The following is a 15,838-nucleotide window of genomic DNA, read 5'->3' as shown; positions in this document are numbered from 1 at the left end:
AATCACAACGAAAGCCCAACATCATGCGCAAGACTTTCCTCGCACTGACCGTCCTTCTCGCCACCGGCATGGCGCACGCCGCCGACCCGTCGATGCCCGGCATGGATATGAGCCACATGGACATGAGCGGCGGCAAGATGTCCATGCCGTCATCCAGCACCCAGAATCCGCTGGCCGGGCTGAGCATGGATCAGCAGATGGTCCTGTGCTCGCATCTGCAGACGCTCAGCCGCCAGAAAAGCACCCTGACCCCGAAGATGAAGCAGCAACTCGCCGCCTGTCAGAAAATGGACATGGGCATGACGAGCCAGTCCGCTCCCGGCGAAACGCTGGACCGCTGAGCGCGCAGGGTTCTCTCAGCGCATCATCCGGCGAACGACCTGGAGAAGTTCGTCGATGGCGTCTTCTCCACCGTCTTCCTGCACCGCGCGGCGCACACAGCCATTGGCGTGGGACGACAGGATCTGGATGGACACCCCATCCAGCGCCGACTTGATCGCGGAGATCTGGGTCAGGATATCGACGCAGTAGCGATCATTCTCGATCATGTTGAGAACACCGCCAACCTGCCCCTCGATCCGGCGGACCCGGTTCGTCAGGGCCTTCTTGCGGGGCTGCTCGACACGCCGGCCGTCATCGTCCAGCGGCGCGCAGCTCTCGCAGACATCCACTGCATGTTCTTTATGGGATAGTGCCATTCCAGGATCCGCCCTCTGCCAGACATTCCGAACGTAACATCATGGGTTCATGCCCGCCCAATCCGGCGCCCACAGGCCGGTGTATGCCCCTCTGCGTCCGGAATTTCCAGTCCAACGATACCCGCTCGTGTTTCGGGATCGGAAAAAACCGAGTCTGCCGACGGGAAAAACATACCCCCTCATGCCCGAACAGTCAGGTCTTTCCTGTTATTCGGGGTGCTTCTGCCGTTCCCTGTCCACCCGGCACCGATTTTCATAAAATTTATTATAAAACCGGCGATTTCGTTCAGTCTTGAGCGCTCTTGATGCAAATCATTCTCACTCCCCTTCCCGGACGGACAGGATGCGCCTATCTAGGGTAAAGGTCCGGGCCGCTGAGCCCGCGCCATATTACCGGGGTACCGAACTGATGCTGTATCTGGATACACTGCCCAAGGGCGCTCATGCCGTAATCGAGAAGATCGAGCAGCGCGCGCCTCTGGACCCGATCGCCACACGACTGGAAGAGCTGGGTTTCGTCCCCGGCGAGGCCGTTCAGGTGGTCGCGACCGGACCGATGGGCAGGGATCCGATCGCCGTGCGTCTGGGAACGTCGCGCTTTGCCCTGCGCCGGGGCGAAGCCGCCCGCGTGGGTCTGCGGCCTGCCGCCTGATCTCCATGAGTTCGACAGCCTCGACGCAGACGCCCGCCCCCAGCCTGCATATCGCCCTCGTCGGAAATCCGAACTGCGGCAAGACGTCCCTGTTCAACCAGTTGACGGGAAGCCGGCAGAAGGTTGCGAACTATGCGGGCGTGACGGTCGAGCGCAAGGAAGGGTTCTTCACGACGCCTAACGGTCGCGCGATCCGCGTACTGGATCTGCCGGGCGCCTACAGCCTTGATTCAACCAGCCCCGACGAAGACGTCACGCGTGATGTCTGTCTGGGCCGCCACCGCTCCGAACCACAGCCCGAAATGCTGGTGGCCGTCATTTCGGCGACCAATCTGCGGCTGCATCTGCGCTTCCTGCTGGAACTGAAGCAGCTCGGCCTGCCCGTCATCGTGGCGCTGAACATGATGGACGAGGCCCGGCGCAACGGCCTTCAGATTGACGTCGCTGGATTGCAGGCCGATCTGGGCATGCCCATCATCCCCATCGTCAGTCTCAACCGCGCGGGTGTCGTGCCGCTTCTTCAGGCCCTCGATCTGCCCCTTCCCGCGCCACCGGACCCGCTCCCGGCGGGGATCGATCCCCACATGGAAGTGCGACGGCTTCTGGCGGCGTATGTCGTCGACCCCTCCGCAGGCATGGATCGCCTGACCGACCGGCTGGACCGCGTCTTCCTGCATCCTGTGTGGGGACCGGTCATTCTTCTGGTCGTGCTGTTCGTCATGTTCCAGACGGTTTTCGCCTGGGCACAACCGCTCATGGACGGGCTGGACAGTGGGATCTCGACGTTCGGGCAAATCGTCCTCAAGCCATTGCCGGACGGCATCCTGCACAGCCTGCTGGCCGATGGCGTGATTGCTGGTGCGGGCACGGTCATCGTGTTCCTGCCGCAGATCCTCATCCTGTTCCTGTGGATCCTTGCCCTTGAGGAATCCGGCTATCTGCCCCGTGCGGCGTTCCTGCTGGACCGACTGATGGCACTGGCTGGGCTGAGCGGCCGATCCTTCATTCCCCTGCTGTCGAGCTTCGCCTGCGCCATTCCGGGCATCATGGCAGCCCGGACCATCCAGAACCCGCGCGACCGTCTGGTCACGATCCTGATCGCGCCGCTCATGACATGCTCGGCGCGCCTGCCGGTCTATACGCTGCTGATCGGCGCGTTCGTGCCGCACCGGACCATTCTAGGAATTTTCGGGCTTCAGGGGCTGGTGCTGTTCGGGCTCTATGCCGTGGCCATCGTCAGCGGCGTGATTGCCGCCCGTGTCATGACGCGGGGTGTGAAGTCCGAAGAACACCCGCTGCTGCTCGAACTGCCGCCTTATCGCCGCCCGAACCTCAAGAGCCTGGCACTCGGTCTGTGGCAGCGCGCGGTGATGTTCCTCTCCCGCGTGGGGACGATCATCGTCTCGCTGAACGTGCTGCTCTGGGCGCTGTCGAGCTTCCCGCTGCCGCCCGCAGGCGCTCCGGGTGCCGCCATCGATTACAGTCTGGCCGGACGAATTGGCCATCTGATGCAGTGGGTGTTCGCGCCCATAGGCTTCAACTGGCAGATCTGCGTCTCGCTGATCCCCGGTCTTGCAGCGCGTGAAGTGGCCGTCAGTTCACTGGCCACCGTCTATGCCATCGGAGCCACTGATGATGGCGCGGCCGACAAGCTCCTGCCGCTGCTCTCGACGCAGTGGAGCATGGCCACCGCATTTTCGCTGCTGGCCTGGTATGTTTATGCGCCGCAATGCATTTCCACGCTGGCTGTCATGCGGCGGGAAACCGGGTCCATCAAAACCGTTCTATGGGCTGCGGCGTATCTGTTCGGACTGGCCTATCTGGCGGCGTTCCTGACCTATCACATCACCCGCGCCATTACGGGAGTTCCCTGATGATCGAAGTTGCTGTTGCCCTGCTGATTGTCTGCGTTGCCGCGATTTACTGGTATGCGCGCCTCTTCCCCCAGGGCTGGGGCCGCCTGCGCACGGCCGTGGGCTTCGCCCCCGCGCCGCAACCTACCATCGGCAAGGGCTGCGGCGGGTGCACGGGCTGTGACCGCTCCGGCAAGGGCGGCTGCCATTAGGGCAGTCACCTCCAGGCCTCAGGCTTTCTGAAGGCCCGGATTACCGCGCTCGACGGCAAAGCTGGCATAGGTGGACAGCGCGCCGTCCCGCACCATGACCCGGTCGATGATTTTCAGATCGGCATGCCACACATCCGGCCCCACATCGCACAGCACATAACCGCGCTTGTCCGTCGTGACCTTCAGATGCGGGTTCTCGCTACGGACGATCCGGCTGAAATGATCATCATCGCCCAGCCCATCCGCGCCGGATGAAATAGACGTCGCCAGAAACTCGACCGAGACCGGCTTGCCCCGTCCCGGTTCGACAAGCAGATCCCCGGCGAAATGGCGGTGCGCGTCTCCGGTCACGTTGACCACGTTGCCGGGACAGTGCGTGCCAATGAAATCCAGCAGGCGTTTGCGGCTGTAGAGATAGCCCGACCACTGATCCATGCTGTAGGTCAGTTCGGAATGGGCGGATTTGCGATGCGCCAGATCCATGACCATGACCTGATGCGCCAGCAGGTTCCACTTCGCATCCGACCGGCCCAGACCATCGAACAGCCACTGCTCCTGCTGCGCGCCCATCATGGTGCGCTCGGGCGACCAGACATCCTTGCCCTGCGGCGCATTCGTGTCGCCGTAAGCCTGATCGCTGCGATACTGGCGCGTATCCAGCACGAACATGTTCATCAGGTCGCCGAAGCGGAAGCTGCGATAAAGCTGCATGTGGCAGCCATCGGGAATGGACGTCGCCCGCAGCGGCATGTTCTCGTAATAGGCCTGCAGCCCCGACGCCCGGCGCAGACGGAAAATCTCCGGCGGCGTGCCGTCCTGATCCGTATCTCCGGCCCAGTTGTTGTCGATCTCGTGGTCGTCGAAGCTGACGATCCAGGACGTCGCCGCATGCGCGGCCTGAAGATCCGGGTCCATTTTGTACTGGGCATAACGGCGGCGATATTCGTCCAGCGAATAACATTCCGGACCGACATGGCGGCGCAGGACATGGGCCTTGTGACCGTCGATCTCGCGCAGATGATCGCCGCTGTCCGGGCCTTCATAAATGTAATCGCCATAGTGGAACACGAAGTCGATCGGCTCGTTCGCGATGGCGCGCCAGGCGGTGTAGTAGCCATATTCGTAATGCTGACAGCCAGCCGCGGCAAAGCGAACGCGCGACAGGGGCGCACCCGGCAGTGGCAGTGTCCGGCCCCGGCCAGTGGGGCTTTCATAGCCCGCGATATAGAAGCGGTACCAGTACGGACGGTCCGGCTTCAGACCTGCCACCTCGACATGAACCGAATGGCCCAGCTCAGGATGCGCCAGCGTCTGTCCGCTCTGCACGGGTTTCGAGAAACTCCCGTCCTCGCTGACCTCCCAGTTCACCAGAACCGGCTTGAGAACTTCCATCCCACCCGCTTCTTCCAGCGGGTTCGGCGCCAGTCGCGTCCAGAGCACCAGCCCGTCCGACGCAGGATCGCCCGAGGCCACGCCGAGCTGGAACGGAGACGTTTTGAAGCTCGGATTTTTTTCCAGATCGCGCGGAACGGCGGCCCGCAGGGCGCGGACGCGCGTGGACAGGAGGAGACCCGCGCCAAGGCCGGTCAGCAAGCTTCTACGTTTCATGAACACCATGCAGCACTTCTTTCCAACAGAGCCCGGTCCGCAGCGGAACCGGGCTCCCAGAGGTCTTGGGACACACGCCCTCCGCTCTGTGGACACATGGCAGAAGGTTTTGCCCACTCCCCGAAACGGCATTTCATGAAACTGTCACGAATGAGCGCGCATGAATTCCCTAAACGCTGATCCGCCGCCGCTCGGACAAGCTCCTCGGCGCGGCTGTGATTCGGAAACGTCCAGCAACGGGAACATGGATGCGCTGTCAGCAGGAATGGTTGCGTCTTTATCGCAGGGTACGTTCCCGGACCCGCCGGGAGGATGCGGATGATCACCTTCAGAATGCGCTCGTGAATTATTTCGAGCGGCCTGAAGGCAGCGTGCAGCATCAGGAAGCCTATATCACCCGCAGCGCCATCAATTCCTCGCTCAATGCGATCCGTCGCGAGCAGCAGGGATACGTCCAGGCGGCGGAAGGGTTCGAGACGCTCCTCGAGACCCCGGACCCTGCGCCGTCGCAGGAAGATATCTATGAATCGGGTCAGAAACTGGCGCATTTCCGTGCGGGCTGCGAACAGCTTCCGGACAGGACCCGTCAGATCTTTCTGATGAACCGTGTTGAAAAAATGAAGTACAGCCATATTGCGAAATCACTGGCGATCAGTGAAAGCAGTGTTGAAAAACATATCGCAAAGGCGCTGGTCTTCCTTTCAACATGGATGGATCATTGAAATACCGATCTGATGGATGTCACCAAAACCCGTGCGGCAGAATGGATTGCGCGTCTGCATGCCGAGGACTGCACGGAACTCGATCATGACAGGTTCCGGGACTGGCTGGCGAGCGATCCCCGGAACGGTCCGGTCTTCGAACATCTGACCGAACTGTGGGAACTGGCAGGTGGCGTCGCAGAACCATCCGTTACAATTGCGCACCAGACAGCACATCGTCGTCGTGCGTTCAGCCGGCGCCATGCGCTGGCCGGGCTGGTCGCGACGGTTTTTCTGGCAGTGCCGCCCTGGGAAGGTGCGCATGCCAGCCGGATCGAGGAAACGGGAACCGGCAGCATCCGCGATATCCACATCACACCTCGCACTCGTTGTCGCCTCGACACCCAGACCCGCCTTGTAGTTGGGCGCAGCGGGCAGCAGGCGCGGCTGTGTCATGGGCAGGTCATGCTTTCGACGTCGGGGCCGGATGCGTTCCATCTGTCCGCCGATGGCATGACGGTGCAGCTTCACGGGCAGACGGCCGCCGATATCCGGATCAACAGCGGCGATACGGAAATCACGGCCGTCCGGGGCAAGGTGTTCCTGAGTGCCGCGGCTCTGCGGGCGGCGGGGCGCTGGGTCATGCCGGGGCAGCGCCTGCGGATGTACCGCAATGGCGGATGGAACATCGATTATCCCGATCTGGAAACGCTTTTGTCCTGGCAGGGCGGAGAACTGGTGTTCCGCAACCAGCCGCTGGCGGACGTGATCCAGGAAATCAACCGCTATGCCTCGCGCCAGATCGTACTCTCCGCGCCGCGTCTGGCTTCGCAGCGTCTGAGCGGCGTTTATCATGTGCGGCAGGGCGATGCGTTTTTGCAGATGCTTCCCTATCTGCTGCCACTGCGCATCCGACCCGCCCATAACGCTTACGAAATCATTGCTTTGTGACGTTTCGATGAAAACCGTCACACCACGCTGAGGGTTCCGGTTTTTCATCTGTCTTCCTGTCGAGACCGCATTCAGGCCCGACGACAGGAAACGAGCCCCATGACCCCGCCCACCCGTTACCCCCGCCGCACCGTCCTGCTTCTGTCGGCAGGCGCGACCATTCTGACGCAGACGCTCTCCAGCGCCTTCGCTGCCCCCGCATCCAGCGTGCATATCGCATCGCAGCCCATGGGGCAGGCCCTCGTGACACTGGGGCAGCAGACCGGTCGCAACATCATCTTCACGTCCGATGCGGTGGCCAATCTCCGCGCCCCGGCCGTGGATGGCACCCTGTCGCCGGATGAGGCCGTCAAGCGCCTGCTGCGCGGCAGCGGCCTGAAGGCCGAGGCCATGCCTGATGGCGGCGTCATCATCCGCAAGGGCACGTCCCCCCGCCCAAAGCCGCAGCGCCTGCGTGAGACGCAGGCGCATGAGATCGAGCAGATCGTCGCAACCGGCCACCGCACACGTTCGGTCATGAGTGTCAGCGGTGACGAAATGCAGACGCTCATGCCGGGTCAGAGCCCGATGCAGGCGCTGGATCTTCTGCCAGGTGTCACGTTCACCAACGTCGATCCCTGGGGCAATAACGAGCAAAACTCCAGCATCTATGTCCACGGCTTCAACCAGAACCAGCTCGGCTACACGATGGACGGCGTGCCGCTCGGCGCCGGGGCTTACGGCAACTATAACGGCCTGTCCCCGCAGCGCGCGGCCATCAGTGAAGACATCGGATCGACGTCCCTGTCCTCTGGCGCCGGTGCGCTGGGCACGGCCTCGACCAGCAATCTGGGTGGGACGATCGAGTTCACCACGCGTGATCCGAAGCAGAAGGCTGGCGCCACGATCAATCAGACCTTCGGCAGTTATTCCACGTTCAGAACATTCGCGCGCGTTGATACGGGCAATTTCGGCAACGGCAATTCGGCCTATATGGCGTTCGCCCGTCAGGATGCGCGTCCGTGGAACCTCGGGAACGCCAACCGTCAGGGCGGATATCAGGTCAACGGGAAATTCGTCCACAAGGGCGAGGACACCACCATCACCGCCTATTTCGACTGGCAGAACAAGGCCGAGCCGAACACGCAGGGTCTGACGGCTCCGACGGATCTCTATGCCCGCGGCGCCTTCTACCCGGACCTGAACGCCGCCATGGCGGGATATCCGGCTGAAAGCTCGACCAAAGCCGGACCGGCAACGCCGAACAACAAATATTACTTCTCCGCCGCACAGCGGACCGATTACCTGACCTATCTGAAAATTTCCCACCGGTTCAGCCCGAACCTGACCTGGGACAACCAGCTTTACTTCCATTACGACGACGGCGCAGGCGTGGTGGCGACGTCCATCCGCACGAATGCGATCCTGACGATCCTTGGAAGCTATCTCGACCCGACCGGCACGAAATACATCAAGAACGGCCAGTTCACCTACAGTGTCGCGGGGATCGACCCGAAGGTCTGGAACGCCACCGGGGGCACGGGTTTTGCTGTCCGCACCACGGAATACAGCGATTATCGCGGCGGCCTGACCAGCACGCTGCACTACCGCCTCGGCCATCACAATATCGAGCTGGGCGGCTGGTATGAGCGCAACAACAACATGCAGGCCCGTCGCTGGTATCCGCTGACCGCCACCAATACCCTGACGCCCTACGAACGCCCCACCAACCCGCTTTTCACGCAGTGGCAGAACAATTTCTACACCAACACGTTCGTCACCCATCTGCAGGACAGCTGGAAGGTGACGCCGCGCCTGACCCTGACGGCGGGTTTCAAGTCCGAACTGGTCTATACGAACGGCACGCTGCCGATTGCTGCCCTGCCGCAGTCCCTGGCTTCGTCGGTGAAGGGCGCGAAGACGATCGTCGATACCAGCACCCAGACCATCGCAGGCGGCACGATCCCGTCCTACAATCCGTTCCTGCCAGCCTTCGGCGCGCTGTGGAACTTCACGCAGCACGAGCAGCTTTTTGCCAATATCCAGGAGAACATGGACTCCTTTGCGTCCACCGGATACGGCTCGACTTCTCCCTGGGCCGTTTCCAGTCAGGCGGATTTCGAGAAGTTCAAGCGCAGCGGCAAGCCTGAGTCCTCATGGACGTATGAAACCGGCATCCGCACCAGCCATCCGATCAACACGCGCATTCTGACCGGGATCAGCGGACAGCTCGAATATTATCACGTCGATTTCTACAACCGTCTCGGCACCATCTCCCCGCCGGGTCAGGGCATTTCGGGCGTCGGCAATACGGTGGCGAACCTCGGCAGCGTCTCGACGAACGGCATGGACCTGTCCTTCACGCTGCGCTTTGGCCCGCATTTCTCGATCTATGATGCCGTGTCCTATGTCAGCAGCATCTACGGCAACGACTTCATGGATGGCGCGACACTCTATGCCACGCAGGGCAAGAAGGTTCCGGCCATTCCGGCCTGGTCCGACAAGTTCGCCGTCAACTACAATCAGGGCGGCTTCAATGCCCAGTTCAGCGGCAGTTATATGGGTGTCCGTCCGGGCACGATCACCAACAGCGTTATGGTGCCTCCCCGCGTGCAGCTCGCCTTCAGCTCCAGCTACACATTCCGCCAGATCCCGCACATGAACAGCCTCAAGCTCCAGTTCAACGCCAGCAACCTGACGAATGCGCGGTCGTGGTCCTCGATCTCCGCAGGCGATGCCAGCACCTATACCGGCTATCCGACAGCACCGCGCATGTTCTTCGGAACGGTCTCCGCAGCCTTCTGAACCCGGCACTTTACCCGTATCAAGCCCAGAGCCTCTCCCAGCACAGCCTCCCGCTGTGGGGGGAGAGGTTTTTTCATGCTGGCAAGAGTCCCGCCGTTCACCCCTGCTGAACACCTAAGATCACGCAGTCGTGAAGCCAGAAATTTTCCCGCTGTCCTCTGAACCCGAGGGCGGTCTGAAGAATGCAGGTTTGCCGGGGCCTGCGGACATCTCGCTCTTTTGAAGAAGCGTGCATTCTCCGTCCCATATCAGCGCAACAGGATGCCATCACGGAAGTGTGTCATTTGATTGCAGCAAATTGAGCGCCTATGTCTCCCTGTGTCGAAGTTGTGACGCGACACGCCACAAGAGAATGGGATGACTTCATGAAACTTCTGGCCGTTCACCCAAGTGCCCTGATGTACACGCGCGTGTTCCTGAGGCTTGAACCACTTGGTCTTGAACTTGTGGCAGGTGCCGCGCGCAATGAAGGACATGACGTTCAGATCATCGATCTCCAGGTCGAGACGCATGAAGACTACTGGAAGCGTCTTGCTGACTTCAAACCGGATGCGATCTGTTTTTCAGGAAGCTATCTTGCGAACATTCCCGAGATCCTCGACCTGTGCAAGGAAACGAAACAGCGGATGCCCGGGAAGTTCATCTTCGTGGGCGGTCATTCGGTTTCGTTCATTGCACCCGACGTACTCCAGCTTTCCGAAGGCGCCATCGACTGCATCCTGAAGGGTGAAGGCGATGCGACCGTCGGCCTGCTGCTGGAAGCCATCGAAAAGAAGACGGACCTGCTGAAGGTCCCCGGTGCCATCACAGTGGATGGCGAAGGACCGCCACCGATCTTCGTGAAAAGCCTCGATACCGTGCGCCCGGCGCGTGATCTGCTGCGCCATCGCAACAAGTATTTCATCGGCACGCTGGACCCGGCGGCTTCAATCGAATTCGCCCGTGGCTGTCCGTGGGACTGCACGTTCTGTAGCGCCTGGACCTTCTATGGCCGCTCCTACCGGACCGTCAGCCCGCAGGTCATTGCCGATGAGCTTGAAGCCCTGAAGGAACCGGGGATCTTTATTGTTGATGATGTCGCCTTTGTTCATGAAGAACACGGCATGGCCATCGCCAATGAAATCAAGAAGCGCGGCATCAAGAAGGAATACTATCTTGAAACCCGCGCGGACGTGCTGCTGCGCAACAAGGAAGTCTTCAAGACCTGGAGCGAAATCGGCCTGACCTACATCTTCATCGGGCTTGAGGCCGTGGATGAGGAAGGGCTCAAGCAGTTCCGCAAGCGCGTGTCGCTGGATGCCAATTTCGAAGCACTGGACTATGCCCGTTCGCTTGGTCTGACGGTTGCGATCAATATCATCGCCGATCCGTCCTGGACCCGCGAACGCTTTGAAGCCGTGCGTCAGTGGTGCCTCGAAATCCCGGATATCGTGAATATTTCCGTCACGACGCCCTATCCCGGCACCGAGATCTGGCATCGCGAGGCCCGTCGCCTGACGACGCGCGACTATCGCCTGTTCGATATCCAGCACGCCGTCCTGCCGACCACCCTGCCCCTGCCCGAGTTCTACAAGGAACTGGTCAAGACGCAGCAGGTGCTCAACACCAAGCATATGGGCTGGGAAGCGCTGAAGGGTACGGTCGGCATTGCGACGCGTCTTCTGATGCACGGGCAGACGAACTTCGTGAAAATGCTGTGGAAGTTCAATTCGGTCTTCGATCCGAAGCTCCAGTTGTCCGATCATATGCGCAAACCGCGCTACGAAATGCCGGTCCAACCGGACGTGGTGGACAAGATCGACCGCAAGGCGCTTTACGTCCATGGCCCCGGCGGACGCCGGACGCGCGCACTCGACGATGCGACAGAAGGCTTCGTGGACAAGACCCGCATGGGAGCGGAAGCCGCAGCCGCGGAGTAACGGTCAGGACAATGGCGGGAGCGGGCTGAGGCGCCAGACGTTTTCGGACGCCGGGCATCGGCCTTTCAGCCCGCCTTCGACCGCCCGGCTTTCCAGAAGCGTCAGCGTGTAAGCCTTCCCGTAATACGAGCGCAGGGACGCCTCGCTGACGGAGAAAGGCGGTCCCTTCAGGCAGGACTGGTCGTAGTCGAGCGTCACAAGGAGCTCAGGCACCGGGCCGGTCAGGGACAGGAGATGCGCCGCATAGGCCCAGCGCAGGTCTTCCGGCAGGGCGATCAATGCGGCGCGGTCATAGATGGCGTCCATCGGGCCGAGCAGATCCGGTATCAGGTCGAAAATATTACCTGCGAAAATACGGATGGTCCCGGCGGAAAAACAGCGTAATCGCCCGGCTTCCACAATGTCGGGCGTGAGGTCGAGGTCGCTGAAGAACCGGTGCACGGCGATATCGCTCAGCTCACATCCGGTCACGTGATAGCCCTGCCCCGCGAGCCAGACCATGTCCTGGCTCATGCCGCACAGAGGCACGAAAATCCGCGCTCCCGCCGCAAGATCCAGAGCCGCAATATGACGGGTCAGGAGAGGATTGGCCTGTGGCTCATGAAAGCCCGTCTCACCGCGTTCCCATTTTTCCTGCCAGAAAACGGCATTCGACGCTGTATCCATAAGTCCGGCTTTCTTCCTGCTTTTCCCGGCTGAGACTGTGCCGGGTTCTGCTGGCGAGGCAATGGCATGTGTCGGGAAAATGTGAGAAAAGCCGCTCATGGTCATGCTCACCCCCTCCCAGCGGCAGGCGCTTGATGAAATCATTGCCGCACATGCCGCAGGACGGCCGACGCATCTTCTGACGGGATATGCGGGCAGCGGCAAGACGACACTAATGCAGGCCGTCGCCCGCCATTTCATGGCTGAAAAGAAGGTGGTCGTCATCACGGCGCCCACCCACAAGGCCACCGCCGTTTTGCGTTCAAAGGTCGATCGGGACGTTGACTGCCGGACCATCCAGAGCCTGCTGAGCCTTCAGCCGTCCTCGCAGGGCACGACGACCACCCTCGTGCGCTCCAAGCGGCCGCAGACGATTGCCGATGGCATTGTGATCGTCGATGAGTGCTCGATGCTCTCCGCGGAGCTGATGAACTGGATCCGCGATCTGCTGCGTTACTGCTTCGTGCTGTTCGTGGGTGATCCGGCCCAGCTTCCACCCGTGGGAGAAACTGCGTCCCCGTCCTTTTCCGTGCCGTCACGCTCCCATCTGGAGACCGTCGTGCGGCAGGCGGCGGGCAATCCGATCCTCGAAGCCGCGACCATCATCCGCCAGAGCCAGGGCGGTGAAGCCGACTGGAGCTGGGTCCGCGATGCGCGTCAGGAGCAAACGGGGCTTTTCCTGCCCAAGGACGTGGAAAACTGGGTGCGCAAGGCGTTCCTGTCCGACGCTTTCGCCGAAGACAACGACTGGTGCCGCTATCTGTGCTGGACGAATGCGCGCGTGCATCAGATCAACCGGATGGTTCGCCTTTGGCGTTATGGCGGTGAAACGCCGACGCCCTTTATGCCCGGAGAGCGTGTCGTGTCCCGCGCGCCCTTCTCCGTCCAGCAGGAAGAAGGCGGACCGCGTCAGGCCATCGCCACGAACGAGGAAGTCCTCGTCATGGACATCAAACCCGGGCGGCTTTCCTACAAGTTCGAGCTCTGCAAGGACGTTCCGGCCTGGGTCGCGGATCTCGCATCATGGGAAGTGACGCTGCTGACGATGGCGGGCGAGGAAATCACCGGCCATATCGTGCAGAACCAGAAGGATCTGGACGCCGTGGAGCGGCGTCTGGTGCAGGAAGCGAAGCAGCAGCACCGCCGCTGGAGCCATCGTTTCGCGTTTCATAATGCCCTGCTCCAGCTTCAGGCGATCTATGCCATGACCGTCCATACGGCGCAGGGCAGCACGTTTAAAAACGTGTTCGTGGATCTCGGCGATATCGGCCGCCGCGCCCGGCAGAACCCGCTGGAGACGCAGCAGCTCTGCTATGTGGCGGTGACGCGCGCCACCGACATGGTGTTCCTCGTCAACACGACCGGTCTTTCCGCGCGATAGGCCGCGACGCCCATAGCGACGCCAGAATGGACCCCGAGACGTTGTGCCAGATGGAAAAAACCGCTCCGGGCAACGCGGCCAATGGCGAGAAATAAAGCCGCCCCAGCGTGGCGGCGAGGCCCGAATTCTGCATCCCGACTTCCAGCGCAAGCGTGCGGCAGACCGTCTCGTCAAATCCGAGCAGCCGGCCGCCCCAATAACCTCCCAGAAGCCCGATCCCGTTATGCAGGATGACCGCCAGCAGCATGACCGGACCGGCCTCTTTTAGGGAGGGCCCCACCCCCGCGACGATAGCCCCGATGATAAGCAGGATCGACACCATGGCTACCAGGGGGAGCGCAGGCTCGACCCGGCGGACCGCACGGTGGCAGAAAGTATTGAGAACGACACCCGCCAGCACGGGAAGCGCCACCATCGTCAGGATACTGCGAAACAGCGCCCAGCTATCCACCGCAACCCCTGCCGAAACATAGAACCGCACCAGAAGCGGCGTCGCGACGATCCCCACAAGCGTAGAGAACGCGCTGATGCTGACGGAGAGCGCAACATCCCCCCGCGACAGATAGATCATCACGTTCGAGGCTGTCCCGCTCGACACGCAGCCGACCAGCACCATGCCTGTGGCCAGTGCGGGCGGCATCGACAGCAGATGCGCAATCCCCCAGGCAGCGAGCGGCATGACGAGATAATGCAGCCCCACGCCCGCCAGAACCGGCGCGGGACGGCGCAGGATCCGGCCGAAATCGGCGGGCGTCAGCGATACGCCCATCGTGAACATGACGAAGGCCAGAAGCGGCGTGATGACAGGGACCAGCGTCAGGAACGGTCCGGGCAGAAGAAGAGCCAGGCCGGACACCAGAATGGCCCAGAAGGGAAACAGGCGTGTCATCATCGGGACGGAACCGAGGGAAAAAGGTATTTTTCAGGAGACATTCGACTCATCTTGGTGAAGATGACAGAAATGCCCTTATGCCGGGCAACAGCCGGCCCGTCATCCCTTCCAATGGAGAGCGCAGGACAGAGGCAGCCCGAAAAATGCCATTAACCCGGAGGTAAGGTCGGGCTGTGTTTATTACGGTTCAGGGAGTCGACGAGCGTCTGCCTGCCTTTAACGGGAGTGGCCTGTACAGCCTGTTCAATAGCCTATGCGCCATCAATGACTCCTGATCCACCTACCCTGCTTGGATGCAGCGCGGTTATTTTCCTGCTTCTGGGCGTTCATTTCATCCTGTCTGAATTCTCCAGCGGAAGATGGTCGCGTATGGCCTGGTACGCGGCCCCGTTTCTTCTGGGATCGGCTTCCGGTCTGTTTTTCATTGTCCCGACCATGCTTCCCGGCTTGTGGCCATTGCGGCTGGGCGCCCTGTGCATGATCATGGCCTATGGAGCCGCATGGCAGGCGCTGCGCGTCATGCTGGGCTGTCAGGCGCGCCTTGTGCTGCTGGTATCTGGCTGCGGGCTGTCTTTCATACTCTCGGTGCTGGCTGGATCGACTGGCCTGTTCCATGTGATCAGTACGGCCTTTCGTCTGGCGATCATCGCGGCCTTTCACGCTCTGGCGGCCCGTGACCTCCAGCAGAAGGCCCCGATCAGAACCCCGGCAAGACGCAGCCTGCTGAGGCTGCTTCACTTTTATGCCGCCTTCCATCTCCTTCTGGTGCCCTTGGTCTTCTGGATGCCGGCCCCCCTCGGTGCGGCGCCGGCCACCATCTGGGCCGTGGCGACCTACAATTTCCTGGTTATCATTGAAGTGGCGCTGTTTGCACTGGCGATGATTGCCATTCCCTGGGAACAGCTGGCGTTCCGGCAGCAGGAACTGATCCTGCAGGATCCCCTGTCAGGCGGCAGCAACCGCAGGGCGTTCCAGGCCTGGCTGGAAAACGGTGGCAAGATCTGCGCGCACGAAGCCCTACTCATGGTCGATATCGATCATTTCAAATCCATCAATGACATCCATGGCCATGCGGTCGGGGACCAGATCATCATCGCCATGGGCCGTGTCTGTACGGACATCCTTTATCCCCAGACGGTCCTGTTTCGCATCGGCGGCGATGAATTCGTGGTGGTGTTCCAGTGTGACAGCCTTGATGAAATGCTCGCGACCGCACAGCGCCTCAGAAAAGCCTTTTCGACGGAAACGCGCCTGATCGGGGGCGGAGCCGTTACGGCAACGCTCAGTATCGGCGCAGCCCTGTGTCCCGGCCGGGGAATCCCGCGCACGGAGCTTCTGGCCCAGGCCGATCATGCGCTCTACACCGCCAAGCAGTCCGGCCGGAACCGTGTGGTTCACGCCCCATGGGACGAAACGCCGGCCCCGGCCCAGCATATCCCCCTGGCCGACAGGACCGCTCATCAGGCCTGAAAACCAGACATG

General features: G+C 61.4%; 14 protein-coding genes. 10 read left to right on the top strand and 4 right to left on the bottom strand.

All coding sequences use genetic code 11. The features are described from left to right. Positions 1-23: 23 nt before the first annotated feature. Complete coding sequence (locus HKD31_RS01380) at positions 24-341, top strand: hypothetical protein (protein ID WP_194263892.1); 318 nt, start codon at positions 24-26, stop codon at positions 339-341. 15 nt (positions 342-356) lie between these two features. On the opposite strand, the gene HKD31_RS01375 is transcribed toward HKD31_RS01380, so the two are convergent. Further along, positions 357-698: a metal-sensitive transcriptional regulator gene (locus HKD31_RS01375; protein WP_062497675.1), complete on the bottom strand. Its 342-nt coding sequence runs from the start codon at positions 696-698 to the stop codon at positions 357-359. Between the two features lie 409 nt (positions 699-1,107). Between HKD31_RS01375 and HKD31_RS01370 the strand changes: the two genes are divergently transcribed. From HKD31_RS01370 to HKD31_RS01360, 3 genes are read left to right on the top strand one after another with little or no spacing between them, the layout of a single operon-like run. Beyond that, on the top strand, positions 1,108-1,350 hold the full coding sequence (locus HKD31_RS01370) for a FeoA family protein (protein ID WP_081107367.1): 243 nt from the start codon (positions 1,108-1,110) through the stop codon (positions 1,348-1,350). Between the two features lie 5 nt (positions 1,351-1,355). Then, positions 1,356-3,224 (top strand): ferrous iron transporter B, encoded by a 1,869-nt coding sequence (gene feoB / locus HKD31_RS01365; RefSeq protein WP_194263893.1) that lies wholly within the window; start codon positions 1,356-1,358, stop codon positions 3,222-3,224. After that, on the top strand, positions 3,224-3,415 hold the full coding sequence (locus tag HKD31_RS01360; protein WP_194263894.1) for a hypothetical protein: 192 nt from the start codon (positions 3,224-3,226) through the stop codon (positions 3,413-3,415). Before feoB ends, HKD31_RS01360 begins: the two co-directional genes overlap by 1 nt. A gap of 18 nt (positions 3,416-3,433) precedes the next feature. Here HKD31_RS01360 and HKD31_RS01355 read toward each other — a convergent pair whose 3' ends face one another. Beyond that, entirely contained in the window at positions 3,434-5,032 is a 1,599-nt protein-coding gene (locus tag HKD31_RS01355) for an alkaline phosphatase D family protein (protein ID WP_194263895.1), read from the bottom strand. A gap of 239 nt (positions 5,033-5,271) precedes the next feature. Here HKD31_RS01355 and HKD31_RS01350 point away from each other — a divergent pair, with 239 nt between their 5' ends. The 4 genes from HKD31_RS01350 to hpnR all read left to right on the top strand — a co-directional run bounded on the left by HKD31_RS01350 (position 5,272) and on the right by hpnR (position 11,378). Further along, positions 5,272-5,745, top strand: a complete 474-nt coding sequence (locus HKD31_RS01350; protein ID WP_194263896.1) for an RNA polymerase sigma factor — start codon at positions 5,272-5,274, stop codon at positions 5,743-5,745. A 12-nt stretch (positions 5,746-5,757) separates the two neighbouring features. Continuing rightward, positions 5,758-6,675: a FecR family protein gene (locus tag HKD31_RS01345; protein ID WP_194263897.1), complete on the top strand. Its 918-nt coding sequence runs from the start codon at positions 5,758-5,760 to the stop codon at positions 6,673-6,675. Between the two features lie 99 nt (positions 6,676-6,774). Then, positions 6,775-9,459 (top strand): TonB-dependent receptor, encoded by a 2,685-nt coding sequence (locus HKD31_RS01340; RefSeq protein ID WP_194263898.1) that lies wholly within the window; start codon positions 6,775-6,777, stop codon positions 9,457-9,459. Between the two features lie 365 nt (positions 9,460-9,824). Continuing rightward, on the top strand, positions 9,825-11,378 hold the full coding sequence (gene hpnR, locus HKD31_RS01335) for a hopanoid C-3 methylase HpnR (protein WP_194263899.1): 1,554 nt from the start codon (positions 9,825-9,827) through the stop codon (positions 11,376-11,378). A gap of 3 nt (positions 11,379-11,381) precedes the next feature. Here the strand turns inward: hpnR and tmpT are convergent, their stop codons facing one another. After that, a complete protein-coding gene (gene tmpT / locus HKD31_RS01330) occupies positions 11,382-12,044 on the bottom strand; it encodes a thiopurine S-methyltransferase (RefSeq protein ID WP_194263900.1) in 663 nt (220 codons plus the stop codon). A gap of 97 nt (positions 12,045-12,141) precedes the next feature. On the opposite strand from tmpT, the gene HKD31_RS01325 reads away from it, so the two are divergent. Continuing rightward, a complete protein-coding gene (locus HKD31_RS01325) occupies positions 12,142-13,464 on the top strand; it encodes an ATP-dependent DNA helicase (RefSeq protein ID WP_194263901.1) in 1,323 nt (440 codons plus the stop codon). On the opposite strand, the gene panS is transcribed toward HKD31_RS01325, so the two are convergent. Further along, on the bottom strand, positions 13,436-14,356 hold the full coding sequence (gene panS / locus HKD31_RS01320) for a ketopantoate/pantoate/pantothenate transporter PanS (protein WP_194263902.1): 921 nt from the start codon (positions 14,354-14,356) through the stop codon (positions 13,436-13,438). The two genes, HKD31_RS01325 and panS, sit on opposite strands and share 29 nt — an antisense overlap. A gap of 264 nt (positions 14,357-14,620) precedes the next feature. Between panS and HKD31_RS01315 the strand changes: the two genes are divergently transcribed. Continuing rightward, on the top strand, positions 14,621-15,826 hold the full coding sequence (locus HKD31_RS01315) for a GGDEF domain-containing protein (protein ID WP_194263903.1): 1,206 nt from the start codon (positions 14,621-14,623) through the stop codon (positions 15,824-15,826). Positions 15,827-15,838: the final 12 nt, after the last annotated feature.

Origin of the sequence: Gluconobacter potus, assembly GCF_015244705.1 — a bacterium.
Classification (GTDB): domain Bacteria; phylum Pseudomonadota; class Alphaproteobacteria; order Acetobacterales; family Acetobacteraceae; genus Gluconobacter; species Gluconobacter potus.
This window is presented reverse-complemented; position numbering and strand designations above follow the sequence as displayed.